This is a genomic window from Comamonas trifloxystrobinivorans, assembly GCF_043359985.1.
Classification (GTDB): Bacteria; Pseudomonadota; Gammaproteobacteria; order Burkholderiales; family Burkholderiaceae_C; genus Comamonas; species Comamonas trifloxystrobinivorans.
The window spans coordinates 218,882-242,836 of sequence record NZ_JBHZGV010000011.1; the positions used below are offsets into that span (position 1 = coordinate 218,882).

Genomic DNA, 23,955 nt, shown 5'->3' on the forward strand with positions numbered 1-23,955 from the left:
GCGCCCGCCATTGCGGCAAACCCGCGCCGCAGTTTCAGGCCGATGTGCGTGGCTGGCAGCCAGCAGGCAGCACCAAAGCTGCGGTGGTAGCGCGCACCAAAGCTTCAAACTCCTTGGCGATATCGGTCATCGGCACATCGCTGCGTTTGACCGTGCAGATGGAGCGCAACACCTGAGGCGATTTGAGCAAAGAAAAGCGCAAACGTGGCTCCAGCACACGCTGCGCAGCCAACGCCGGCATGTACGCCACGCCCAGGCCCTGCGCCACCAGCGCAGCCTGCGAGGTGGTGCTGGATGCCTCGTAAAACGGCGTGGAAGCATTCGCCGGTAAATCAGAGCGAGCCTGGAGCAAGGCGAGAATACCGGTTTCATCGACCACGCCGACCGATTTGCAAGCGGCCAGGCTTTGCCAATCGACCACGCCGTTGGCGTCCGGCTGCACCAGCGGATCGTCCAGGTGGTAGAGCACACCAAAGCAATCGTCCACCAAGGGCTCGAACTGCAGGCCGCGCGTATCCGCCCAGCGGCTGGTGATGCCAAAGTCCACCTCGCTGGCCAACACCTGGCGCTGAATCCGGCCGGAATTGTCGTCGCGCAAATACAGGCGCACCGCAGGGTAGCGCCGAGCAAATTCACTGGCCGCAGGTGCCACCAACTCGGTGATGGCCGATGGCGCCGCCGAAACCCGCACCTTGCCAAAAGCCTGGCCGCCGTAGCGCATCACATCTTCCAGCACGCCATCAAAATCGGTCAGCAAGCGCATCACCCGAGGCAACAGATCCCGCCCAATCGGCGTGAGCACCACACTGCGGCTGGTGCGCTCGAGCAGGCGCGAGCCCAAGGCCGTCTCCAACTGATTCACCAGCGTGGTCACCGAAGACTGGGTCTGGAACAGGCGCGCTGCGGCCTGCGTGAAGCTGCTCTCCTGCGCCACCATGGCAAAAGCATTCAGGTGCTTGAGGGTGATGTGCTTGGGCAGTCTATTCATTTCAAAATGAGATTGATCGATTAGTTTAAAAAATTATTGTAATGAATCGCCTGCTTTGATAATCGCCTCCCATGAGTGTGAACATGGCAAACCCCAACGCTGCAACCGCGCCTTCTGGAGCACATGCGGCTCTGGACGCAAACGACGTCCTGGACTTGAAGATTTTTGGCGGCTTGGTAGTCGATGGCAGCGGCCACGAACGCTACCGGGCCGATATTGGCGTATTGGGCGGCCGCATCGTGGCCATCGGCGATCTGGGCCAGCGGTCCGCCCGCCAAACCGTGGATGCCAGCGGCAAACTGGTTGCACCAGGCTTTATCGACGTGCACGGCCACGACGATCTGATGTTCATCCAAAAGCCCGGCCTGCCCTGGAAAACCAGCCAAGGCGTGACCACCGTGGTGGTGGGCAACTGCGGCGTCAGCGCATCGCCCGCACCGCTGGCCAACAACACGGCAGCTTCGCTGGCCTTGCTGGGCGACATTCCCTTGTACGCCGATATGGCGCGCTATCTCGCCACGCTCGAATCGCTGCAGCCACTGATCAACGTGGCCGCGCTGGTGGGCCACGCAAACCTGCGCCTGGCCGTCATGCCAGACCCGAAGGCCGATCCCACAGAGCAAGAGCTGCAAGCCATGCAGGCTTTGCTGCGACAATCGCTGGCGGCTGGCGCAGTTGGCTTCAGCACCGGCCTGGCGTATGAGCCCGGCTGCTACGCCGAGCAGGCCGAGCTGCAAGCCCTGGCCCGCGTGGCCAAAGAGTTTGAAGCCTTGCACACCAGCCACATCCGCAACGAAGGCGACCAGGTGGAAGAAGCGGTGGAAGAAGTGCTGAGCGTGAGCCGCAAGACGGGTTGTGCCATGGTCATCTCGCACCACAAATGCATGATGAACGCCAACTGGGGCAAGAGCACACGCACCATCGCCAACATCGACGCCACGCGGGCCCAGGGCGCTCAGGTGGCCATGGACATCTACCCCTACTCCGGCAGCTCCACGATTCTGATCCCCGAGCGCGCGCACCTGATCCAGGACATCAAGATCACCTGGAGCACGCCCCACCCCGAATGCAATGGCATGTACCTGGCCGACGTGGCCGCGCAATGGGGTTGCGACAAGCAAGAGGCCGCGCAACGCTTGCTGCCCGCCGGTGCCATCTACTTCGCCATGGACGAGCAGGAAGTGCAGCGGGTTTTCCAACACCCCTGCTGCATGGTGGGCTCAGACGGGCTGCCTAATGACAGCAACCCGCACCCGCGCCTGTGGGGCACCTTCACCCGCATTCTGGGGCGCTACGTGCGCGAAGCGCAGCTGATGAGCGTGGAGCAAGCGGTGCGCAAGATCACCAACCTGCCAGCCTCGGTCTACGGCCTGGCCGAGCGCGGCCAGATCCAGCTTGGCTATTGGGCCGATCTGGTGGTGTTCGACCCGGACACGGTCATCGACCGCGCCACCTGGGACGAACCGACCCTGCCCTCCGAAGGCATAGAGCTGGTAGCCGTCAACGGGCAAGTGGTCTTCCCAGCGCCTGCTGCGCCCACTCGCCCGGGCCAGGTGCTGCGCCGCCAACCCGGCAGCACCAGCTGAAGCAAAAAACCACGCGCTCGGTGCCTGCCATGGGCAGCGCAACGGGCTTTCGAGAGATCACAAGGAGAAACAACCAATGACTGCCACCGCTGAGGCAACCTCAGGCAAACGCCTTGCGGCCATCGCCGTATTTCTGATCGGGTTGGCGATTGCCATCACCACCCACTTCACCATTCCCGGCCAGACCAGCCTCTGGGGGCTGACGCCCGTGGTGGTGTTTGCCGTCATCGCTTTGCTTGGCGTCGACATTGTGCTGTCCACCATTGGCGCAATTGTGCTGGGCGCCATCATGACGGGAACTACCCCCATCGGCATGGGCAAGCTGCTGGCCGAATCGCTGGGCTCGTTCATTGCAGTCGTGGGCCTGATCATCGTGCTGGGCGCGGGCGTGGGCGAAGTTGCCTCACGCACCGGCGCGGCCGAGCAGCTGGTGCGGGCCATCGTCAAAAAGATCGGCCTGTCCAACCAGCTGCGCGTGCGCCTGGGCATCATGGTGACCTCGGTGCTGATTTGCGGCGCACTGGGCACCTTGGCCGGCGGCAACGCCATCATTGCAGCCGTGGTGATACCGATTGCGGCTGCCGTACGCCTCTCGCGCCCCACCGTGGCAGCCCTCTTTCAAACCGCAGGCTCTGCCGGCCTGGTGTTGGGCCCTTTCACGCCTAACGTGGTGACCGTGACCGGCCTCACCGGCCTGAGCTATGGCGAATACCTGATGGTGGCTGGCCTGCCCATGGCGGCCGCCACCTTGCTGGCGGGCTGGTTCATGGCTGGCCGCATCCAGAAGATGAGCGAGGCGGATTTCCAGTACGAAGAAGCCAGCCTGGGCCAAGCCGCTTTCGACATGGAGAAAAAGCCGGCCGCATCGGCCGTGCGTGCCGCCTGGGGCTTTTGCATCACCATCGTCAGCCTGGCCGTCGTGGGCGTGATGGCCAAGGCAGGTTTTGCTTTTGCGATTGTGGTGATGGTGTCGCTGGCCGCAGTCACCGGCCTGGCCGGCGGCATGCGCGCCAAGGACATTCTGCAAGCCATGTATGCCGGTGCTGGCAAGCTGATCTGGATCTTCTTCCTGTTCTGGCTGTTCAATCCGGTGTTGGTGCTGGTGGACAAGCTCAACGCCTACCACGCCTTGCTGGACAGCGTGCAGCCCTATCTGGTGGGCGTCAGCGGCGCGGCGCTGTGCGTCATCATTTTGCTGTTCAACGTGATCGGCCATATCCCCGGTGCGGCCGTGGCGCAGATGACTTTCACTGCCAAGATTTTTGGCCCCTTGCTGGCAGCAGCCGGCGTGGGCCCGGCAGCCACGACGGCGGTGATTCTGGGCAGCTCGCAGATCGACTGGTTCGGCCCCTTCCCCACTTCCGACATGTTTGGCCAAATGGGCCTGGCGCGCTCGAACCAGCTCAAGTACATGCTCTACAACGGCTGGGCGGTGATGATTCTGAACATCCTGGTGCTGTCGGCGGTGTTCTACGTGCTTGTGTAAGGTAGAGCCATGCAACCCACCCCTTCTTTGAAAACCCAGATCCTCGCACTGGCCCGGCGCCGACTCAGCGCCGACGGCGCCGGTCTCTCGCTGTGCCTGCTGGCGCCCAATGGCGACGAGCTGCTCAGCATCCAGGCCGAGCAAAGCAAGCCATCGGCCAGCACCATCAAGATTTCCATTCTGCTGGCCGCGCTGCAGCAAGTGGATGCAGGCCGGCACCAGTTGGACGAGAGCATCCGCATCACGGCAGGCAACCGCGTGGGCGGAACCGGTGTGTTGTTCGGCTTGCCCAGCGTGCAGCAACTCAGTCTGCAAGAGCTTTGCCAGCTGATGATGGTGGTGAGCGACAACACGGCCACCAACCAACTGATCGACCTGCTGGGCCTGGATGCCATCAACCACTTCATCCAGACTGCCGGGCTGCAGCACACGGCCTTGCGCCGCAAGATGATGGACACCGAAGCCCAGAAAGCCGGCCGCGACAACACCAGCAGCGCCCGCGATTTGTGCTTGCTCATGCATTGGCTGCAGCAAGCCGGCCACCTGAGCCCGGCCATGCAAAGCCATGCCCTGCGCCTGATGGCCACCGAGCGTCCCCAGGCCTTGTTGGCGGCAGTGCTGCCTGAAGGCGTGCAAGCCTGCAACAAGGTGGGCCAGTTGGCCAACTTGCGCAACGACGTCGGCATCTTCCGCCGCGGCGACAGCTCGCTGATTCTGGCCGTGATGGCTACCGGTTTTCAGGACCCGCTCACCAGCCGTGGCCTCTATGGCGGCCAAGGCGAGCTGCTGCTCGCCGAGATTGGCGCGCTGGTATGCCAAACCTGTTTGTAAACGCCAAATTGGCCGAGGAGACACGCATGAGTATTCGCGTAGCCGCGTTGCAGCTGGACAGCGGCACCGATTGGGAAGCCAACATCCAAGCCCTGGAACGCGGCGTAGCCGCTGCTGCCCGCGACGGTGCGCAGTTTGTCGTCAGCCCGGAGTACACCGACATCCGGGGCGACGCCGCCACCATCAAAAAACACGCCTCGCCGCTCGATGGGGCACTGCTGCCCCGTCTGGCCCGCATCGCCAGCAGCCATGGCGTGTACCTGCACGTAGGCTCCATCCACGAGCAAGCGGCAGAGCAAAACAAGCTGGGCAACACGGGGCTGACTTTTTCGCCCGCAGGCCAATTGATTGCCAGCTACCGCAAACTGCATTTGTACGACGCGGTGGTGGGCGAGCTGCCGTACAAGGAATCCGACGACTTTGTACACGGCCAGGCGCTCAGCCTGGTCGATGTGCTGGGCATGCGCATGGGCCTGAGCATTTGCTACGACATCCGCTTTCCAGAGCTGTTTCGCAGTCTTCGAGCCCAAGGCGCCAACGTGATCGTCGTGCCCGCTGCCTTCAATGTGCACACCGGGCGCGACCACTGGGAGCTGTTGCTGCGCGCAAGGGCGGTAGAGAACCAGTGCTACGTCATCGCCGCCGCGCAAATCGGCGGCCCGGGCCCGGCGCTGCCTTGCCTGGGGCGCAGCATGGTGATCGACCCCTGGGGCACCGTGATCGCCTGCATGCCCGACACCACCGGCCACATCTGCGCCGACATCAGCCTGGAGCGCGTTGCCGCACTGCGCGACAAACTGCCCGCCTGGTCGCACCGCCGTACGGATATCTACACGGTCTGAGCCTTCAGGGGCCATAGAAAAAGCGCCAAGTGCTCTGCAGCACTTGGCGCTTTTTTGTGGCTCGGGCTGTGTCGGGCACGCCCAGCCTCAATCCAACTTACACATCAATCGCCTCAGCCGAGCCGGCCTGTTTGCGCAGCTCGAACTTCTGGATCTTGCCGGTGCTGGTTTTGGGCAGCTCGCCAAACACCACGGCGCGCGGCACCTTGAAGCCGGCCAGGTGTTTTTTGCAGTGCGCGACGACGTCTTCGGCCGTCACTTCCACGCCCGGCTTGATCTCGACAAAGGCGCATGGCGTCTCGCCCCACTTCGGATCGGGCTTGGCCACCACGGCAGCTGCCAGTACGGCGGGGTGGCGGTAGAGCACATCTTCCACCTCGATCGACGAGATGTTCTCGCCGCCCGAGATGATGATGTCTTTGCTGCGGTCCTTGATCTTGATATAGCCATCGGGGTACTGCACCGCCAAGTCGCCGGTGTGGAACCAGCCGCCACGGAAAGCTTCTTCCGTGGCACTCGGGTTCTTCAGATAGCCCTTCATGGCGATGTTGCCGCGCACCATGATCTCGCCCATGGTTTCGCCATCTTCTGGCACAGGCTCCATGGTTTCGGGGTTGATCACGCGGGTGCCGCGCTCCAAGTGGTAGCGCACACCCTGGCGGGCATTGAGGCGCGCGCGCTCGCCCACATCCAGCTCGCTCCAGCCCTCTTGCTTGGCGCAGACCGTCACCGGGCCATAGACTTCGGTCAGGCCGTAAACGTGGGTCAGGTCAAAACCGAGCTGCTCCATGCCTTCGATCATCGATGCCGGTGGCGCTGCGCCAGCCACCATGCATTTGACCCCAGCGGGCACGCCTGCCTTCATGGCGGCCGGCGCGTTGACCAGCAAGCTGTGCACGATGGGCGCGCCGCAGTAATGGGTGACGCCATGGTTCTTGATGGCGCTGAAGATACCTTGCGGCTCGACCCGACGCAGGCAAACGTTGACGCCAGCGCGCAAAGCCACCGTCCAGGGGAAGCACCAGCCGTTGCAGTGGAACATGGGCAGCGTCCACAGATAAACGGCGAACTTCGGCATATCCCATTCCAGCACGTTGCTGATGGCGTTCACTGCCGCGCCACGGTGGTGGTAGACCACGCCCTTGGGGTTGCCAGTGGTGCCGCTGGTGTAGTTCAGCGCAATCGCATCCCATTCGTCGCCGGGCAATTGCCAGACAAAGTTGGCGTCGCCCTGCGCCAGCAGTTGCTCGTAAGTCAGCTCGCCCAGGCGCTCGCTGGCTTCGCCGTAGATGGCGTCTTCCACATCGATCAGCAGCAGCGGCGTGGTCGATTTGCGTAGCTTCAGCGCACGGGCCACCACACCGGCAAATTCGGGGTCTACGATCAGCGCCTTGGCTTCGCCGTGGTCGAGCATGAAGGCCACGGTTTCCGGATCGAGGCGCGTGTTCAATGCATTCAGCACGGCACCCGCCATGGGCACACCAAAGTGCGCCTCTACCATGGGCGGCGTGTTGGGCAGCATCACCGCCACCGTGTCGTTCTTGCCAATGCCGTGCTTTTGCAAGCTGCTGGCCAGCTGGCGGCAGCGGGAATAGGTTTGGCTCCAGTTCTGGCGCAGATCACCGTGGACGATGGCCAGGCGCTCCGGGTATACCTCGGCAGCGCGCTCGATAAAGCTCAGCGGCGTCAGCGGGGCGTGGTTGGCATCGTTGCGGTCCAGCTGCGTGTCGTACATGCTCGTCATGGGTCTTCAGTCTCCTTTGCAACCACTTTGCCACAGATCGCTGACGTGAAAATTGCAAATATCCCAGGGCTGCAAGCCGGAATCAAGGCTGGCTGCCAAGCTGGGCTGGCCATTTCCTGCTTGCATTTGGACAAGTGCAAATGCTAGTGCTTACCCACAAACTACAAGAGAGCCCTCAAATGCGCATAAGACACGCTCTGCCCATTTCCCCAAACGAAATTGCACGAGGTACAAATTCGGAGTTCGAAGCTACTCGCTGCGATTGGACTTGCCCGGTTTTCTTTCTGCAGACCCAACAAAAAGCCAAGCACTCAACCAGCGGAAGTTGAACAAATAGGGAAGCTTGATGGCCAAATGGCTGCACACCACCACGATAGCTGCCGCCACGACAGTACTGGTAGCCAAAAACACCCAATCACTGGGGACAACAGCCCTGCTCAGCAACGAAGGCAATACAAAACGCACCAACATCCCATGGATCAAGTAGGCACCGATGATGCCCACAGCCAAAGAGGTGATGCCTCTGATGTTTCGAGACGGCACAAGCTGCAGCAGTGCTATACCGGCCAGTGCCGCAATGGTCAAAGCCGTGTACACAAAGACCGCTTGGAGCGTACCCAAGCCCAAACTGATCAACGCCACACTGCGGTAGATGACCAGCCTGTTCATCCCTTGCAGGTAATACGCAGTCACCAGCAAAATGACTACGGAGACGATGGCAACCACTGCTTTGGGCACATGAGGAAACAAGTCGCGATTGGCCAGCAAACTGCCCAGCAAGAAAAACGGAAAGAAAGCCAGCGCTCGCGAGAGCGACAGGTAGTAACCAACTTCTTTGCTGAATGCGGCTGCCAGGCCCAGCAACAAGGCCACAGGAAAAGCCCAGCGAACCTGACTCCATATCGGCAGCACCAAACGCCATAGCAACAGGGCCAGCAAAAACCACATCAGCCAATAAGGCGTGGCGTATTGGATCGTCCCCATCTTTCCTGCAGCATGGAAACCCACCAGGCTGTATGCCGTGTTAAACAACAGGTAGGGAATGACCACATCGCTTACCGTCTTGGTCCAATAGCTTGATTCACCGTGGTAGCGGGTCACGCAGCCGGCCAGGAAGGCGAACGCCGGCATATGAAACAGGTAGACAAGGACATAGAGGAAATACAGGCCCTTGTTGTCTAGCCGGTACTCCAGCAGATGCCCCAACACCACCAGGCACATCAAGGCAACCTTCATGTTGTCGATTCGGAAATCGCGTGACTTGCTGTGGTTTTCGTTACCCATGCTTTCCCTCAATACCCGCCCCAACAGGAAAAACCGCTAATTGATGTGCTACCAATCATAGCCCGCTGGAAACGTGGCATCGGCACCGGGCATCTCCGAACGCCCCCAGACCTTCCGAACGATCACACTGGGCGATAGGCCGCTTTGCTGGGGCTTGGAGTGTTTTTTGGGGGATTCCCTGCACATCAGAGCATTCCGTAACGCACGCGGAGCGCCTCCGCTTGCGCGACAATAGCCCCCGTGTCCATTCCCCAGTCATTCATCCAAGAGCTGCTCTCCCGCGTCGATGTGGTCGACGTGGTGGGCAAGTATGTGCAGCTGAAAAAAGGCGGCGCCAACTTCATGGGGCTGTGCCCTTTTCATGGGGAAAAGTCGCCCTCGTTCAGCGTCAGCCCGTCCAAGCAGTTCTACCACTGCTTTGGCTGCGGCAAAAATGGCAATGCCATCGGCTTTTTGATGGAGCACAGCGGCATGGGTTTCCGCGAGGCGGTGACCGATCTGGCCCAGAGCGTGGGCCTGCAGGTGCCCGAAGATGATCTGTCGCCCCAACAGCGCGAGCGTGCGGCGCAGGCGCGGGAGAAGCAGGCTTCGCTCACCGACATGCTGGAAAAAGCTGGCGATGCCTACCGCAAGCAGTTGTCGCAATCACAAAAAGCCATTGCCTACCTCAAAGGCCGTGGCGTTTCGGGCGCAACCGCCAAGCGCTTCGGCCTGGGCTATGCGCCCGAGGGTTGGCGCAGCCTGGCCAGCGTTTTCCCAGCTTATGACGATGCCAAGCTGGTCGAATGCGGCCTGGTGATCGAGTCCGAAGGCGAAAACGGTGCCGAGGCCAAGCGCTACGACCGCTTCCGCGACCGGGTGATGTTCCCGATCCGCAATGTCAAAGGCGAGTGCATTGGTTTTGGCGGCCGCGTGTTTGGCGACGAAAAGCCCAAATACCTGAACTCGCCGGAAACCCCGGTTTTCCACAAAGGGCGCGAGCTGTATGGCCTGTTCGAGGCCCGCAGCGCCCTGCGCGAGCACGGCTATGCGCTGGTGACCGAAGGTTATATGGACGTGGTGGCGCTGGCGCAGCTGGGTTTTCCCAATGCCGTGGCCACGCTGGGCACCGCCTGTACGCCCGACCATGTGCACAAGCTGTTCCGCTTTACCGACACCGTGGTTTTCAGCTTTGACGGCGATGGCGCCGGCCGACGGGCCGCCCGCAAGGCGCTGGACGCCGCCCTGCCTTACGCCACCGATACGCGCAGCATCAAATTTCTGTTTCTGCCCTCCGAGCACGACCCGGACAGCTTTGTGCGCGAATACGGCACCGACGCCTTTGCGCGCCATGTACACGATGCCACGCCGCTGTCGCGCTTTTTGCTGGAGGCGGCCAGCGAAGGCTGCGACCTGGGCCAGGCCGAAGGCCGCGCCCGCATGTCCAGCAATGCCCGGCCGCTGTGGAATTTGCTGCCAGACGGCGCACTCAAGCGCCAGCTGCTGGCCGAGCTGGCCGACAAAGCCCAGTTGCCGACCGCGGAGCTGGACGGGCTTTGGCAAAAAACCACCGCGCAAGAGCTGGCTCGCCAAAGCGGGGGCGGCGCCCAAGCCACAGCTCGCCAAGCGCCAGGCGGCCACAGTGCCGCCGGCCCGGCGTGGGATGCGGCACCCGATTTTTCCGCCCAGTACGGAGACGCGCCGCCCTGGGACGGCGAAGCGGTGATGGAGCGCTACCCCGGCCAGCCCAGCGGTGGCAACAGCGGCGGTTATGGTGGCGGCAATGCCGGGCACGGTAGCAGCGGTCAGCGCGGCAACTGGGGGCGCAACAAGCCTTATGGTCGCGGCAACTGGAAAGACCGGCCAGCCCCCCAGCCGCCCATGCCCAGCGTGGCAGTGACACGCGAAGACCAGGCCGCACGCCTATTGCTGTCGCACATGGCTTTTCTGGAGAATTTCTCGCCCGAGGACATTGCCACACTGGCGCAGCTGTCAGCGCCATACGGCATGTTGTTTGCCTGGGTGGAGCAGCAATTTCTCACGCATGGCGCGCAATCCTGGGCTGTGTTGCGCGAGCAGTTGCGCGGTCATGCCATCGAAGAATTTGCCACCCAGCTGATGCAAGGCCAGCACGCGCAAGTCGACGGCCCGCTCGACGAGATCCGTGCCGAGCTGCGCGATTCGCTCAGCCGCATCGTGCTCGATCAGTTGGAGGCGCAAAACCGCAGTCTGGTGAGCCAATCGTCCAACCCGCAGGCGCTGCGTACTTTCCAGAGCAATTTCCACCGCATCGGGGCGCTCAAGCGCCAACTCAACAAATAATTGCGAAAAGCCCTTGACATTGGCGAAAAAGGTATAATATTTGTTGCATCGGCAAGAGCGACAGCAGCACCTCCGGGCCGGGCCCGCGTAAAGAATTACGCGATTTGCCACCAGCGCAAGCGCCCAACATACCGCAAGGACTGCACTCCAAATGTTCGCCCCACCATCTTGCCCAGAGGCTCCGTACCTCGGATAGTCGTGCTGCTTTGCTGGCAGCCGCTATTGTTTTTTATGCGCCGGTAATGGCGCTTGCCAGTTTTCTTTGTGTGTTTTCTTTGCTCTGAGGGTGTCCATGCCAGCTACAAAGTCCGCGAAGTCCGTCAAGTTGCCAAGCAAAACCAGCGCGGTACCCAGTGCCAAGGCTGCAACCGCCACCAAGGCCGCCGCAAAAACCGCGGCCGCCAAGAAGCCGGTTGCTGCAGGCAAAACCGTAAAAGCCAGTGCTGCCGCACCAGCCAAGGCAGCGACGAAGAAGGTTAGCCCCGTGTCCGAAAGTAAACAACGCCTGTCCCAAGCAGAATTGCTGAAGGCGGCAGATGCCCTGCTCAACGCAGGTGCCCCCAAAAAGCGCGCCACCAAGAAGGCCGATGTCGATGGCGAAGAGACCCCGGTGAAGGCCAAGGCCGCCACCAAGACGGCTGCCAAGGCCAAGACGACCAAGGCCGCCGCCGAAGACAAGCCCAAGGCCCCCAAGAAGACGGCCGCCAAAGGTAAAGCCAAGGCCAAAGGCAAGGGCGAAGACGAAGGTCTGGACGATGACGCCGATTTCTCCGACATCGAAGACGATCTGCAAGGCGAAGAATCGGTAGAGGCCGAGGCCACGCCCGATTCGCCTGCCGAGAAGGTCAAGCCGCTGCGCATGAAGGTCTCCAAGGCCAAAGAGCGCGCGCTGATGAAGGAATTCGGTCTGGACGAAGCCGTGCTGACCGAAGAGGAAATGTCCACCCGCCGTCAGCGCCTGAAGGCCCTGATCAAGCTGGGCAAGACGCGCGGCTACCTGACCAACGCCGAAATCTCCGACCACCTGCCCGACAAGCTGGTCGATGCCGAGACGCTCGAAGTGGTGATCTCCATGTTGAACGACATGGGCGTGGCGGTGTACGAGCAAACGCCAGACGCAGAAACCCTGCTGCTGAACAACACCGGCCAGTCGGCTACCACCGAAGAAGAAGCGGAAGAAGAAGCCGAAGCGGCGCTGTCGACCGTGGATTCCGAATTTGGCCGTACCACCGACCCGGTGCGCATGTACATGCGTGAAATGGGCACGGTCGAGCTGCTCACCCGCGAAGGCGAAATCGAGATTGCCAAGCGCATTGAGGGCGGCCTGCAAGACATGATGCTGGCCATCAGCGCCTCGCCCGCCACCATTGCCGAAATTTTGGCCATGGGCGAAGAAATTCGTGCCGGCAAGGTGGTCATCTCCTCGGTGGTGGACGGTTTCTCCGACGCCGACGAAAACGACGACTACGTGGCCGAAGAAGACTTCGACGAGTACGACGAAGAGGACGACGACGACGGCAAGGGCGGCTCCAAGGCCATGACCCGCCGCCTCGAAGAGCTGAAAAACGAAGCCCTGTCGCGCTTTGACAAGCTGCACTCGCTGTTCGAGCAACTGCACCAGGCTTATGACAAGCAAGGCTACAGCTCTGCCAATTACAAGAAGGTGCAAGACCAGTTGTCGGCCGAGCTGATGACCATCCGCTTCACCGCCAAGACGATTGAGAAGCTGTGCGACATGCTGCGCGAGCAGGTCGACGGCGTGCGCCAAAAAGAACGCGCACTGCGCAAGATCATCGTCGACAAGTGCGGTCTGCCCCAGGAAAAGTTCATCGAACTGTTCCCCGCCAACCTGCTGAATCTGCAGTGGATCGAGAAGGAATCGCAATCGAGCCACAGCTGGGCTGCCATCATGGGCCGCAATATTCCGCCCGTGCAAGAGCTGCAGCAGGCGTTGATCGATCTGCAAGCCCGCGTGGTGGTGCCGCTCGATGAGCTCAAGCTCATCAACAAGCGCATGAACGACGGCGAGCGTGCTTCGCGCAACGCCAAGAAAGAGATGATCGAGGCCAACTTGCGCCTGGTGATCTCGATCGCCAAGAAGTACACCAACCGGGGTCTGCAGTTCCTCGACCTGATCCAGGAAGGCAATATCGGCCTGATGAAGGCGGTGGACAAGTTCGAATACCGCCGCGGCTACAAGTTCTCGACCTACGCCACCTGGTGGATTCGCCAGGCCATCACGCGCTCGATCGCGGACCAGGCCCGCACGATCCGTATCCCGGTGCACATGATCGAGACCATCAACAAGATGAACCGCATCAGCCGCCAGCACCTGCAGGAGTTCGGTTTTGAGCCCGATGCCTCGATCCTGGCCGAGAAGATGGAGATCCCCGAGGACAAGATCCGCAAGATCATGAAGATCGCCAAGGAACCCATCTCGATGGAAACCCCGATTGGCGACGACGACGACAGCCACTTGGGCGATTTCATCGAAGACAGCGCCAACACCGCGCCCGTCGATGCCGCCATGCAAGCCGGTCTGCGCGACGTGGTCAAGGACATCCTCGACGGCCTGACGCCCCGCGAAGCCAAGGTGCTGCGCATGCGTTTCGGTATCGAAATGTCGACCGACCACACGCTGGAAGAAGTGGGCAAGCAGTTTGACGTGACGCGCGAGCGCATCCGCCAGATCGAAGCCAAGGCGCTGCGCAAGCTCAAGCACCCCAGCCGCTCGGACAAGCTGCGCAGCTTTATCTAAGCCGCGCCGCTACAAGTGCAGCCCTGCGCTGCACCTGGCTCCCTCAGCAAACCCCGCCTGTGTGCGGGGTTTGTTTTTTGCCCGTCAGCCTGCGCATGGAGCTATCAAAACCAGAGCGCATCATGCCCGCCACCTGGGCGCAGTACACTTGTTCCATGCCCCAAACACCTGCCGCTGATGCCCCCCTGCCCGCTTCCGTGCTGCCGCTGCCCGCCACTGTGTTGACGCCTGGCGCCGCGCAGGAGCGCATGGATGCTGTCGCTGCCGAGGTGCCGGTGGCCCTGGTTTTCAACGGCATCTCGCATGCGGTGATGATGTGCACGCCGCAAAACCTGGAAGCCTTTGCGCTGGGCTTTGCCTTGTCGGAAGGCATCATCGACCAGGCGGCGGATTGCTATGGCATCGAAGTACAGGCCTCCAGTGCCAGCGGCGCCTGCGGCAGCGACCCGGAACTGCCCGCCATAGCGGTAGAGCTGGAGATAGCCAGCCGCTGCTTCGCCCGCTTGAAAGAAAAGCGCCGCGCCCTCACCGGCCGCACCGGCTGCGGCGTTTGCGGCATTGACTCCATGGAAGCACTCGATCTGGTGCCCGAAACCGTGGCCGTGCCCGCTTGGGCACAGGCTATCGACCTAGCTGTACTGCAACGTGCCTTTGCCCAGTTGCCCGCCTTGCAGTTGCTCAACCAGCAAGCCGGCGCAATCCACGCTGCCGGCTGGGCCACGGCCGATGGCGAGCTGCAAACCGTGATGGAAGACGTGGGCCGCCACAATGCGCTCGACAAGCTGATCGGCCACCTGGCCCAGCGCCAGCAACTGGGCCAACCCGGCCTGGTGCTGATGACCAGCCGCGCCAGCTACGAGCTGGTGCGCAAATGCGCCCGGCTGCAGTTGCCGGTGCTGGCCACGATTTCGGCGCCCACCAGCCTGGCCATCGACGTGGCCAACCGCTCCGGCATCCGCCTTTTTGGCCTCTGCCGAGGGGAGCGTGCGGTAGCTTACAGCCGCAATGCCCGGGCCGTCTGAGCCCCGTCAAAGCCCCGTCTGGCGGGCTTTTCCGGGCCGCGGGCACCATCAAAAACCGTAGCAATTCAACAACACTTCGCCGGCCATAGCGCCATATTCGGCCGGTGCTCCTATACACAGGCAATCAAGAGCTATTAAACTTGTAGCAGAAATGTCTCGCGACTATGGTCGCACCCATCGTGGAATTGACGGCGAAGGCCCGCCCTCGCTCTTCAACACAGCGCAAGGAGAACCATACATGAGCGCCAAGGAAAATACCGCCATCAACCAGCTGTTCGAGCGGCTGGAATGCCGATACGCTTTGCGTGTGCTCTGGGCATTGCGTGACGGTCATCCGCAAACCTTCCGCCTCTTGCAAGACAGCGTGGGTGGTATCACCCCCAACACGCTCAACACGCGCATCAAAGAGCTGCGCGAAGCCGGTTTCCTCGATCACAACAGCGACGGCTACACCGTCACCCCCTCGGGCCAGGATCTGCTCAAGCGCCTGTCCGACGTGCAAGCCTTCGCCACCCGCTGGGTCGCCGCGCAAGTCAAAAAATAAAACAGCGCTGCCGGCCCCCAGCCTGGTCCCCTTGTTCAAAACCCGCTGTCAGCGGGTTTTTTGCTATGGACGGGCAGGTATGATGCTCGTCTGCTGCAAGCATTTTTATCAAAGGAAACCCATGGCAATCGTCACCACCGCCTCCGGCCTGCAATACGAAGACACCGAAGTTGGCACCGGCGCTGAAGCCGGCAAAGGCCAGCAAGTCACCGTGCACTACACCGGCTGGCTCTACAACAACGGCGAACAAGGCGCCAAGTTCGACTCCAGCAAGGACCGCAATGACCCCTTCGTGTTCCCGCTGGGCGCCGGCATGGTCATCAAGGGCTGGGACGAAGGCGTGCAAGGCATGAAGGTGGGCGGCAAGCGCACCCTGATCATCCCCGCCGAGCTGGGCTACGGTGCCCGCGGCGCCGGCGGCGTGATTCCTCCCAACGCCACGCTGAAGTTTGACGTGGAACTGCTCAAAGTCTGATCTCGGCCCGGCAAACCGCACATCCCCCAACTGCACCCGCCGCAAGGCCGGTGCAGTTTTTTATAGTCCACCATGGACTTGCAGGTGCACCAGTGCTGTGACGAAACCAGCGCCAATGCCTGTTTTGGGAGTCTTCGTTTTGAGGTGGCGATATGACCGCTTATGCTTTGTTGCCTGGCCTTGCCGTACCCAGGTACTGTCTGCCGCCCGGCGTCGCGCCTAAGCGGCCATCTCACCATTGCGGTGAACTATTCCAGCGCCCGCTTCACTGCAAAGCCATGCTGTTGAAATACCGGCTGATCAAACTTCTCTCCCGGCAAACCGCGAATTCGATAACTGCACCGGCCGCAAGGCCGGTGCAGTTTTTTATGGGTTCTCGGCGCTGGAGCGAATCGCTTGTTTTTTGCGGCGCGTGCAACAGCTCACCACCCAGGTCACCAGCACGCCCAGCGGCACGCCAAAAACCGCCGCCAAGGTGGGCTGTATGCCCCACCACAAATGCGCAGGATGGGCCTGGTCCAACGCCGCTGCGCGTAGCGAGGGCGTGTTGACCACCATGTAATACAGCGTCAGCCCCAAGCCGGCCAGCATGCCGCAGATGGCGCCTTGGCGGGTTGCGCCCCTCCAGTACAGGCCCAACAACATGGCAGGCACAAAAGCCGAAGCGGCAATAGAGAAAGAAGCCGACACCAGCACCAGAATGCCCGAGCTGCGCACCGAGGCCACGGCCGCCGCCGCCAGCGCCACCATCAGCAAGGTGAACTTGGACAGTATCACCCGCTGCTGCGGCGTAACCGCGTGGCCGCGCTCCACCAAGTACAAGTCGCGCACCAGCGCGTTGCTGATGGTCAGCAACAACCCGTCGGCCGTAGAAAGCGCTGCCGCCAAACCACCCGCTGCCACCAGGCCCGACACCACAAATGGCAGGCCGCCCAGCTCAGGCGTGGCGAGCATGATCAGATCGGCCCCCAGCCGTATCTCGCCCCATTGCACGCGGCCATCGCCGTTCACGTCTTCAATCGACAGCAGCGAGCTGTCCACCCGCGTCCACTGCGCAATCCAGGTGGGCAGCGCATCAAACTGGCTGCCCACCAAGGTTTGCATCACCTCCAGTTTCACCAAAGCGGCCAGCGCAGGCGCGCTGGTATAGAGCAGCGCCACAAAAAACAGCGTCCAGGCCACCGAGCTGCGCGCTGCCGCTGGCGTGGGCAGGGTGTAGTAGCGCGTGAGCAAATGCGGCAAGCCGGCGGTGCCCAGCATCAGGCAGAACATCAGCGCCAGAAAATTGCGGCGCGACACATCGGCCTGCTCTTGCGCATCGCCACTCAAACCGGGGATGGCGGCATACGGCACCGTATGCTGCGGCACACCGCCCAGGGCGCGAGCACGGGCGTAGTTGTCTTGCATGGCCGCCGTCCACTGCTCGCGGGCTGTGGCTTCGTCTTGCGGCAGGTTGGCCAGCTAGCGGCCAGCGGCCAATACCTGGCCCAAGTCGGCATTGCTAATGCGCAGCTGGTGCACCACTTCGCGCAGGCGCTCACGTTCGGCCGCCAGCGCCACCGGAATATTGCGCAAACGCGATTCGTACACCGTGCCGCGCTGCCAATACACCAGGGCCACTTCGCGCTCGGCCGGGTCAGTCAGCAGGCGCTTTTCTACTTCGGCAATCTTGCCCAGCTCTTGCGTATAAGCGGCCACCGCCACCGGGTTGCCCAGGCGCTGATAGGCCAGCCACGACACCGGCACCAGAAAAGCCAGCAACACCACCACATACTGCGCCACCTGCGTCCAGGTGATGGCGCGCATGCCGCCCAGAAACGAACACACCAGCACCCCGCCCAGCCCGAGCATGATGCCGATCTCGAACTGCACACCCGTCATGCGCGAGGCGATCAGGCCCACCGCGTAAATCTGCGCCACCACGTAAGAGAACGAGCACAACACTGCCGCCAGCGCTGCAATCACGCGCGGCCAGCGGCCACCGTAGCGCAGCTGGAAAAAATCAGGCAAGGTGTACAGATTGAGCGAGCGCAGCTGCGGCGCAATCAGCAGCGCCACAATCACAAAGCCGCCCGTCCAGCCCAGCAGGTAGGCCAGGCCGCCAGCGGTCTGGCTGGTGCCGGAAAAGCCTTGCAAATACAACGCCCCCGAGAGGCTGATGAACGAGGCCGCGCTCATCCAGTCGGCCGCCGTAGCCATGCCGTTGTAGAGCGGCGGAATGCGCCGGCCGGCCACGTAATATTCTTCAGAGTCGGCCGTGCGCCCCCACACGCCAATGGCCGCATACATCATCACTGGCACAAACAGAAAAATCGGCCCTATCCACTGGCGCGACAGGCCGGCGTGCTCGGCCCAGGCCATCAGCCCGATAAAGGCGGCCAGCCCCAGCAGGTAGAGCGCAAACAGTTTGTGGCTTCGTAGCATGGGCGGCCCGGCCTACTGCACGTCTTTGGCTGGCCGCATACGCATGTACAAGGCATAGACCACCACCAACACCACATACAACAGTGGCAAGAAAGAGGCTGCATAGCGATACGCCGTGCCCTCGCCCCCCAGCGATCGAGCTGTGGCGCAAAGTACAGCACGCCAAAAGTGCTGCCCAGCAAAATGGCCAGCACCAGCAGCTTCATGGCGTTGAGCCGCATGGGCTCAAAACCGGAGGTTTCGGCGTGGTGATGGTGGTGCTGGTCCATGGTTGTGTCGCTGTGGAAGCTTGGGATGATGCGCAGATTGCCCACGCCATTTTGTCGCAGAAGGGACTGCTTGGGGCTGCTTCTAGGGGGAAGCACCGTACTCCATCGGGAAGGCGCGCTTGATAGTCTAGCCAACTGTTGCGCCAGGCGCCGTCCATCGGTGCAGGCAAGCGCATACCAGCCGCATCCCAACCTATAGCGAAGGAGACCCCATGTACCGTTTAACCACCACGGCCGCAGCCGCCCTTTTGGCCTGCGCCACCAGCTTTGCTGTGCAGGCGGCCGGCCTGTCGGATGACAAGGTCCGTATCGGCGTGCTCACCGACATGTCGGGCCAGTACGCCGATTCGGGCGGGAAAGGCTCGGTCGAGGCGGCCAAGATGGCGATTGAAGACTACGGCAGCAAAGTGCTGGGCAAGCCGGTCGAGCTGGTCTTTGCCGACCACCAGAACAAGGCCGACGTGGGCGGCACCAAAGCCCGCCAGTGGTGGGATGCCGAAGGCGTGGACATGATCGTCGACCTGAACAACTCCGCCATTGCCGGCGCCGTGTTCACGCTGGCCAAAGAGCGCAACAAAGTAGCTATCAGCACGGGCGCTCTTTCCACCGGCCTGACCAACGAATTCTGCGCGCCCACCACGGTGCACTACACGGTGGATTCGTACTCGCTGGGCAAATCAGCGGTCGACGCCGTGATGGCCCAGGGCAAAAAAGACTGGTTCATTCTGGCGGTCGATTACGCCTACGGCAAAGTCACCGCCGCCACGGTGACCGATTTCGTCAAAGAAGGCGGCGGCAAGGTGCTGGGCACCGTCTACCACCCGTTCAACGCCAGCGATTTTTCGTCCTTCCTGATGCAGGCCCAGGCCAGCAAAGCCAACGTAGTGGCGCTGGCCAATGCCACGCAAGACACGGTCAACTCCATCAAAACCGCGCGCGAGTTTGGCATGACCAAGAACGTCACCTTCGTGCCGCAGCTCGTCTACATCAACGACGCCCACGCCATGGGCCTGGAGCTGGGCCAGGGCCTGACCTTCGCCACCGCTTTCTACTGGGACCGCAATGACGAATCGCGCGCCTGGTCGAAAAAATACCAGGACCGCATGAAGAAAATGCCGTCCATGAACCAGGCCAGCATCTACTCGGCCGTCACCCAGTACCTCAAAGCGGTAGAAGCCGCCGGCACCGACGACGGCCTCACCGTCACCAACCAGCTCAAAAAGATGAAGATCAACGACGTCTTCTCACAAAACGGCTACGTGCGCGAAGACGGCCGCATGGTGCACGACATGTTCCTGGCCCAGATGAAAGCGCCTAAAGAATCGAAGGGCCCCTGGGATTACTACAAGATCCTGGACACCATCCCCGGCGACAAAGCCTTCCAGCCGCTGTCCAAGAGCACCTGCTCGCTGGTGACCAAGAAATAATGCTTGCCTGACGGGGGCTTTCGGTTCCCCGTTTTGGGCCGTTGCCGCCCAACTGCTGCCAGCAGTTCCCAACGCCTCGCCTGCCGCTTGCAGCGAGGCGTTTTTCTTGGCAGCGACGCTGTTTTTTACAAACCCTCACAACTTGCCGCCGCCGCTTTAACCCCATCCGCAGCGCTGCTTCGATTCAGCCAGTGTCAACCAACACTTTCGGAGCAAGCCACCATGAAAACTGTCTCTACATTCCAGCCAGCCCAGCGCGCCCAACAACGCACGCGCTGGGCTTTTGCCACGCTGTCTTCTGCCTTGTTGCTGGGTTGCAGCAGCCTGGGCTACAGCGCCACCCTGGCCGATGTGAAGCTGGTAGACCGCAACACCGGCCAGCGCCTGACGGTGTACCAGCACCAGGGCGAATACTGGGTGGCGGGCCGGCCGGGGGCAAGCTATTCGGTAGACATCAGCAACCGCACCGGCAAGCGCATCTTGGCGGTGATCAGCGTCGATGGCGTGAATGCCTTGAACGGCCAAACCGCATCGGCCACGCCGGACGACGGCTATGTGCTCAACCCCTGGCAGAGCTGGGCAATCACCGGCTGGCGCAAGAGCGACAGCCAGGTGGCGGCGTTCTACTTTTCGGAAAGCGATGCCTCGTACGCCAGCCGCACCGGCCGCCCACGCGATGTGGGCGTGATTGGCGTGGCCCTGTTCCGTGAGCGCATGCCCGAGCCGGTGCGCCCACCGCCAGTCACGCGCCGCAGCCCGGTGGACGAGCGCTACAGCCCACGCATGAACGAGTCTGACAAATCCAGCTCGGCCAACGCCGACATGGCCAGCTCTGTAGCAGCCGAAGCGCCCATGCCAACACCCGCCCCCATGCCCGCCCCGCAGGCAGCGCCAGCGGCCAAGCCCATGCCACCAGCCGCAGCCAACTCCGAAATAGCGGCTGACTCAGCAGCCATGCCCTCTGCCGCTAATGCGGACAGCAAAGCAGCGCGTGCTGAAAAGCGTGCACCGAGCAGCGCGCCACGCACACCCAGCCTGGGCACCGGCCATGGCGCGCTGGAAACATCGCATACCCGCACGGTCGAATTCGATAGCGCCACGCAGCGGCCCGAGCAGGTGGTGCGCATCCGCTACGACAGCTACGCCAACCTGGTGGCCAAAGGCGTGATCCGCCAGCCGCGCCCGCAGCCCGAGCGCAGCCCCAATGCTTTCCCGGCCGACGCGCAGCGCAGCTATGTTCCCGACCCTCCCGCTTACTGATGGCGGCACCGCGCTCCGGCCCTGGCAGGCCGTGCCGCTTGTGCGTTTTTCTCCACAGCGGCTGGCGCAGCGGCTGGGGCTTTGCATAATCGGCTGGATGGCAGATGAGCAGCAACCCACCGACGAAGCGCTGATGCTGGCTTATGCCAGCGGTCAGGCCGCTGCTTTTGAGCCGCTCTACAGCCGCCACAGCCAGCGCCTTTGGCGCTACTTTTTCCGCAACACCGGCAACGCTGCACTGGCTGACGATCTGGCGCAAGACACCTGGTTTGCCGTGGTCGACGCCGCGCCGCGCTACCAGCCCAGCGCCAAGTTCAGCACCTGGGCCTTCACGCTGGCGCACCACAAGCTGGTAGACCATTGGCGCAGCCACAAGGCGCACGCCAGCCTGGACGAAGAAAGCGCCGAGGGCATGAGCCTCGCCGAAACCCTGTTTGCCCATTCCGGCTTTGACCCCGAGCGCCTGCAAGGCCGCAAAGACCTGGCACGGGCGCTGCTGGATGCGTTGGCCCAATTGCCGCCCGAGCAGCGCGAAGCCTTTTTGCTGCAGGCCGAGGCCGATATGAGCGTGGCTGACATTGCCGCCGCCACCGACGTGAGCGCCGAAACCGCCAAAAGCCGCCTGCGCTACGCCCGCGCCAAGCTGCGCCAAGCCCTGGGCGCCGACGACGCCGAACCGCAAAAGGTGCCCGCATGACCGACCGCAGCACCCCGAACACCCCCGACAACAAGCCAAGCGATGCGCTGCTGCAGCTCTACCACGAGGCCAACGCGCAAGACCTGCAAAACACCGGCCCCAGCCCTGCCGCCAGCGAGCGCATTCTGGCCCATGCCCGCGCACAAGCTGCGCGCCGCACCGCCAGCGCCGCCAATGCAGGCGATGCCGCCGTGGAACGCCCTGAGCTGCCAACAGCGCCCAGCCAAAAAACGGGCTATAGCGGCGAGCCCGCCAACGACCGCCGCTGGTTGCGCCAAGCGCTGGGCGGGCTGGCCGCTATTGGCCTGGTGGGCTGGCTGACCTTGCACCATTTGGACGAGCCCGGTGCGCCACAGCTCGACAGCCCGGCACCCGCCAGCGCACCGCAAGTGCCGTCTGGCAAACCAGCGCCTGCGGCCACAGCACCCGCTGCCACAGCCAGCGCGCCAGTAGCGGCAGACGCGGCTGCAGATGCTGCGCCCACAATCGCCACCGAGATTGCTGCAGTTTCTGCAGACAAATCTGCGCCAGGGCAAGACAAGGCCGTTGCCGAAGTCGCCAAAGAAACCATGCCTGCCGAGCGCCGCGCCCGCAGCGCAGCGGTAGCCAGCGCCGATTCCCATGCCAACAGCAGCCGCGCCGCCGAAGCCAGCCTTGGCAAAGACCGCTCGGCCATGGCCCAAGACGAAAAGTCCGTCTCCATCGCAGCGGCACCACCTGCTCCCGCGCCAGCGGCCCCGGCCGCTCCCGCTCGCGAAATTGCGTTGGGCGACGCCAAGCAGCCCAGCACCGCAGCAATCGCTGCCAGCAAGCCTGCGCCACCCGCTGCCATGGCAGCACCAGCAGCCGCAGAAGCAACAGTTGCAGGCCGTGCAGACAGCCGCGTGAATGGCGAAGTGAAGGCCGAAATGCTGGCCGAAGCCGCGCCCTCGGCCGCCGCCAAATCCAGCGCCAAAACCACAGCGAACAAGGCCGAGCTGCCCTATTGCGACAGCGCCATGAGCGAGCAAGCGCTGGCCGAGCAAGAGCGCCGCATCCAGGCCCGCGCCGATGCGCTGGCCGCCCATAAGCCGCTGCCCGAACCTGCGCCAACTTGCCGCCCCTGGCCAAAAAAGCTGAGCCCCGTGCCAACGCCCACGCCGCCCATCGACAGCCGCTGATACGACAGCCGTTGATACCTCAGCGGTAAAACGCCGAAGGCGTTACGCCAAAGTGGCGGCGAAACATGGCAGTGAAGGCGCTGGCGCTGCCATAGCCGCAATCGAGCGCAATATCGATCACCTTGTCGCCGCTGGCAATGCGGCGCAGCGCGTGCAGCAAGCGCGCCTGCTCGCGCCATTTGGCAAAGCCCATGTCGGTTTCGCTGCTGAACAGACGGTGCAAGGTGCGCTCTGCCACATGGATGGAAGCCGCCCATTGCGCAGCGCTGTCCGCACTGGCAGGCTGCGCCAGCAAAGCCTCGCACAGCGTGCGCAAACGCTCGTCCTGCGGCATGGGCAAGTGCAAAGGCAAGGTGGTGGAGATGCGGATTTCGTCGATCAGCAAGGCCAGCAAACGCGCATCGCGGCCTTGCGGCTCTTGTTGCGGCGAGATGCGCACCGCCTCCACCAACAGCTCGCGCAACAAGGGCGAAACGTTGATGGCGCAAGTCTCTTGCGGCAGCGCGGGCACCTGCTCCACGTTGATATAAGCAGTGCGCATCAGCACATCGCCCGACATGGTGACAATGTGGCGCAGCCCGGTCAGCATCCACAGCGCCCGATTGGGCGGCACCACCCAAGAGCCGGCGTCGGTGTGCACCACCATCACGCCTTCAGTGGCGTACAGCAACTGCCCGCGCGGGTGTGCATGCCAGCCGGTAGACATGCCCGAGAGCCAGCGGTTCTCCATCACCACCACCGGCCAAGGCAGCTGGTCGAAGTGCTTGTGTTTGTCAGAAGGATGGGCAGACATGGCAGAAATTCTACAGATGCTGGCAGATCAGCGCGAGACAGCCATACCCAAGCTGGATACGCTC

18 protein-coding genes and 1 pseudogene are annotated in these 23,955 nt (G+C 62.5%); 13 read left to right on the forward strand and 6 right to left on the reverse strand.

Features of this window, described 5'->3' with window-relative positions; translation table 11 throughout:
- Positions 1-34 precede the first annotated feature (34 nt).
- A complete protein-coding gene (locus ACFIQF_RS15360) occupies positions 35-988 on the reverse strand; it encodes a LysR family transcriptional regulator (RefSeq protein ID WP_393944140.1) in 954 nt (317 codons plus the stop codon).
- Positions 989-1,071: 83 nt separating this feature from the next.
- Here ACFIQF_RS15360 and ACFIQF_RS15365 point away from each other — a divergent pair, with 83 nt between their 5' ends.
- The 4 genes from ACFIQF_RS15365 (at position 1,072) to ACFIQF_RS15380 (ending at position 5,733) form a co-directional block, all read left to right on the forward strand.
- Positions 1,072-2,574, forward strand: coding sequence for an N-acyl-D-amino-acid deacylase family protein (locus ACFIQF_RS15365; protein WP_393944142.1), 1,503 nt, complete (start codon positions 1,072-1,074; stop codon positions 2,572-2,574).
- Between the two features lie 76 nt (positions 2,575-2,650).
- Positions 2,651-4,060: a gluconate:proton symporter gene (locus tag ACFIQF_RS15370; protein WP_393944143.1), complete on the forward strand. Its 1,410-nt coding sequence runs from the start codon at positions 2,651-2,653 to the stop codon at positions 4,058-4,060.
- A gap of 9 nt (positions 4,061-4,069) precedes the next feature.
- Positions 4,070-4,891, forward strand: a complete 822-nt coding sequence (locus ACFIQF_RS15375) for a serine hydrolase (RefSeq protein WP_393944144.1) — start codon at positions 4,070-4,072, stop codon at positions 4,889-4,891.
- 26 nt (positions 4,892-4,917) lie between these two features.
- Positions 4,918-5,733, forward strand: a complete 816-nt coding sequence (locus tag ACFIQF_RS15380; RefSeq protein ID WP_393944146.1) for a carbon-nitrogen hydrolase family protein — start codon at positions 4,918-4,920, stop codon at positions 5,731-5,733.
- Positions 5,734-5,830: 97 nt separating this feature from the next.
- On the opposite strand, the gene ACFIQF_RS15385 is transcribed toward ACFIQF_RS15380, so the two are convergent.
- Together ACFIQF_RS15385 and ACFIQF_RS15390 are read right to left on the reverse strand one after the other, a co-directional pair.
- Positions 5,831-7,477 (reverse strand): acyl-CoA synthetase, encoded by a 1,647-nt coding sequence (locus ACFIQF_RS15385; RefSeq protein ID WP_393944148.1) that lies wholly within the window; start codon positions 7,475-7,477, stop codon positions 5,831-5,833.
- Between the two features lie 249 nt (positions 7,478-7,726).
- On the reverse strand, positions 7,727-8,761 hold the full coding sequence (locus ACFIQF_RS15390) for an acyltransferase family protein (RefSeq protein ID WP_393944150.1): 1,035 nt from the start codon (positions 8,759-8,761) through the stop codon (positions 7,727-7,729).
- Between the two features lie 240 nt (positions 8,762-9,001).
- Here ACFIQF_RS15390 and dnaG point away from each other — a divergent pair, with 240 nt between their 5' ends.
- On the forward strand, positions 9,002-11,062 hold the full coding sequence (dnaG, locus tag ACFIQF_RS15395; protein ID WP_393944152.1) for a DNA primase: 2,061 nt from the start codon (positions 9,002-9,004) through the stop codon (positions 11,060-11,062).
- Positions 11,063-11,281: 219 nt separating this feature from the next.
- On the opposite strand, the gene ACFIQF_RS15400 is transcribed toward dnaG, so the two are convergent.
- A complete protein-coding gene (locus tag ACFIQF_RS15400; RefSeq protein ID WP_393944154.1) occupies positions 11,282-11,488 on the reverse strand; it encodes a hypothetical protein in 207 nt (68 codons plus the stop codon).
- 58 nt (positions 11,489-11,546) lie between these two features.
- On the opposite strand from ACFIQF_RS15400, the gene rpoD reads away from it, so the two are divergent.
- The 4 genes from rpoD to ACFIQF_RS15420 all read left to right on the forward strand — a co-directional run bounded on the left by rpoD (position 11,547) and on the right by ACFIQF_RS15420 (position 15,861).
- Entirely contained in the window at positions 11,547-13,820 is a 2,274-nt protein-coding gene (gene rpoD, locus ACFIQF_RS15405; RefSeq protein ID WP_393944156.1) for an RNA polymerase sigma factor RpoD, read from the forward strand.
- A gap of 155 nt (positions 13,821-13,975) precedes the next feature.
- Positions 13,976-14,842, forward strand: a complete 867-nt coding sequence (gene fdhD / locus ACFIQF_RS15410; RefSeq protein WP_393944158.1) for a formate dehydrogenase accessory sulfurtransferase FdhD — start codon at positions 13,976-13,978, stop codon at positions 14,840-14,842.
- 238 nt (positions 14,843-15,080) lie between these two features.
- Positions 15,081-15,386, forward strand: a complete 306-nt coding sequence (locus ACFIQF_RS15415; RefSeq protein ID WP_393944160.1) for a winged helix-turn-helix transcriptional regulator — start codon at positions 15,081-15,083, stop codon at positions 15,384-15,386.
- Between the two features lie 121 nt (positions 15,387-15,507).
- The gene (locus ACFIQF_RS15420) at positions 15,508-15,861 is read left to right on the forward strand and encodes an FKBP-type peptidyl-prolyl cis-trans isomerase (RefSeq protein ID WP_393944161.1); all 354 of its coding nucleotides are present in this window, start codon (positions 15,508-15,510) and stop codon (positions 15,859-15,861) included.
- Between the two features lie 366 nt (positions 15,862-16,227).
- On the opposite strand, the pseudogene ACFIQF_RS15425 reads toward ACFIQF_RS15420, so the two are convergent.
- Positions 16,228-18,285 (reverse strand): annotated as a pseudogene (locus ACFIQF_RS15425) (VC_2705 family sodium/solute symporter).
- Between the two features lie 481 nt (positions 18,286-18,766).
- On the opposite strand from ACFIQF_RS15425, the gene ACFIQF_RS15430 reads away from it, so the two are divergent.
- The 4 genes from ACFIQF_RS15430 to ACFIQF_RS15445 all read left to right on the forward strand — a co-directional run bounded on the left by ACFIQF_RS15430 (position 18,767) and on the right by ACFIQF_RS15445 (position 23,098).
- Positions 18,767-19,981 carry an ABC transporter substrate-binding protein gene (locus tag ACFIQF_RS15430; RefSeq protein WP_393944163.1) on the forward strand — a complete coding sequence of 405 codons (1,215 nt, stop codon included), beginning with the start codon at positions 18,767-18,769 and terminating at the stop codon, positions 19,979-19,981.
- Positions 19,982-20,203: 222 nt separating this feature from the next.
- Positions 20,204-21,241: a hypothetical protein gene (locus ACFIQF_RS15435; protein WP_393944165.1), complete on the forward strand. Its 1,038-nt coding sequence runs from the start codon at positions 20,204-20,206 to the stop codon at positions 21,239-21,241.
- Positions 21,242-21,338: 97 nt separating this feature from the next.
- Positions 21,339-21,938, forward strand: coding sequence for a sigma-70 family RNA polymerase sigma factor (locus ACFIQF_RS15440; RefSeq protein WP_393944167.1), 600 nt, complete (start codon positions 21,339-21,341; stop codon positions 21,936-21,938).
- The gene (locus ACFIQF_RS15445; RefSeq protein ID WP_393944169.1) at positions 21,935-23,098 is read left to right on the forward strand and encodes a hypothetical protein; all 1,164 of its coding nucleotides are present in this window, start codon (positions 21,935-21,937) and stop codon (positions 23,096-23,098) included. Before ACFIQF_RS15440 ends, ACFIQF_RS15445 begins: the two co-directional genes overlap by 4 nt.
- A 19-nt stretch (positions 23,099-23,117) precedes the next feature.
- Here ACFIQF_RS15445 and ACFIQF_RS15450 read toward each other — a convergent pair whose 3' ends face one another.
- Entirely contained in the window at positions 23,118-23,891 is a 774-nt protein-coding gene (locus ACFIQF_RS15450; RefSeq protein WP_393944171.1) for an AraC family transcriptional regulator, read from the reverse strand.
- Between the last annotated feature and the right edge of the window lie 64 nt (positions 23,892-23,955).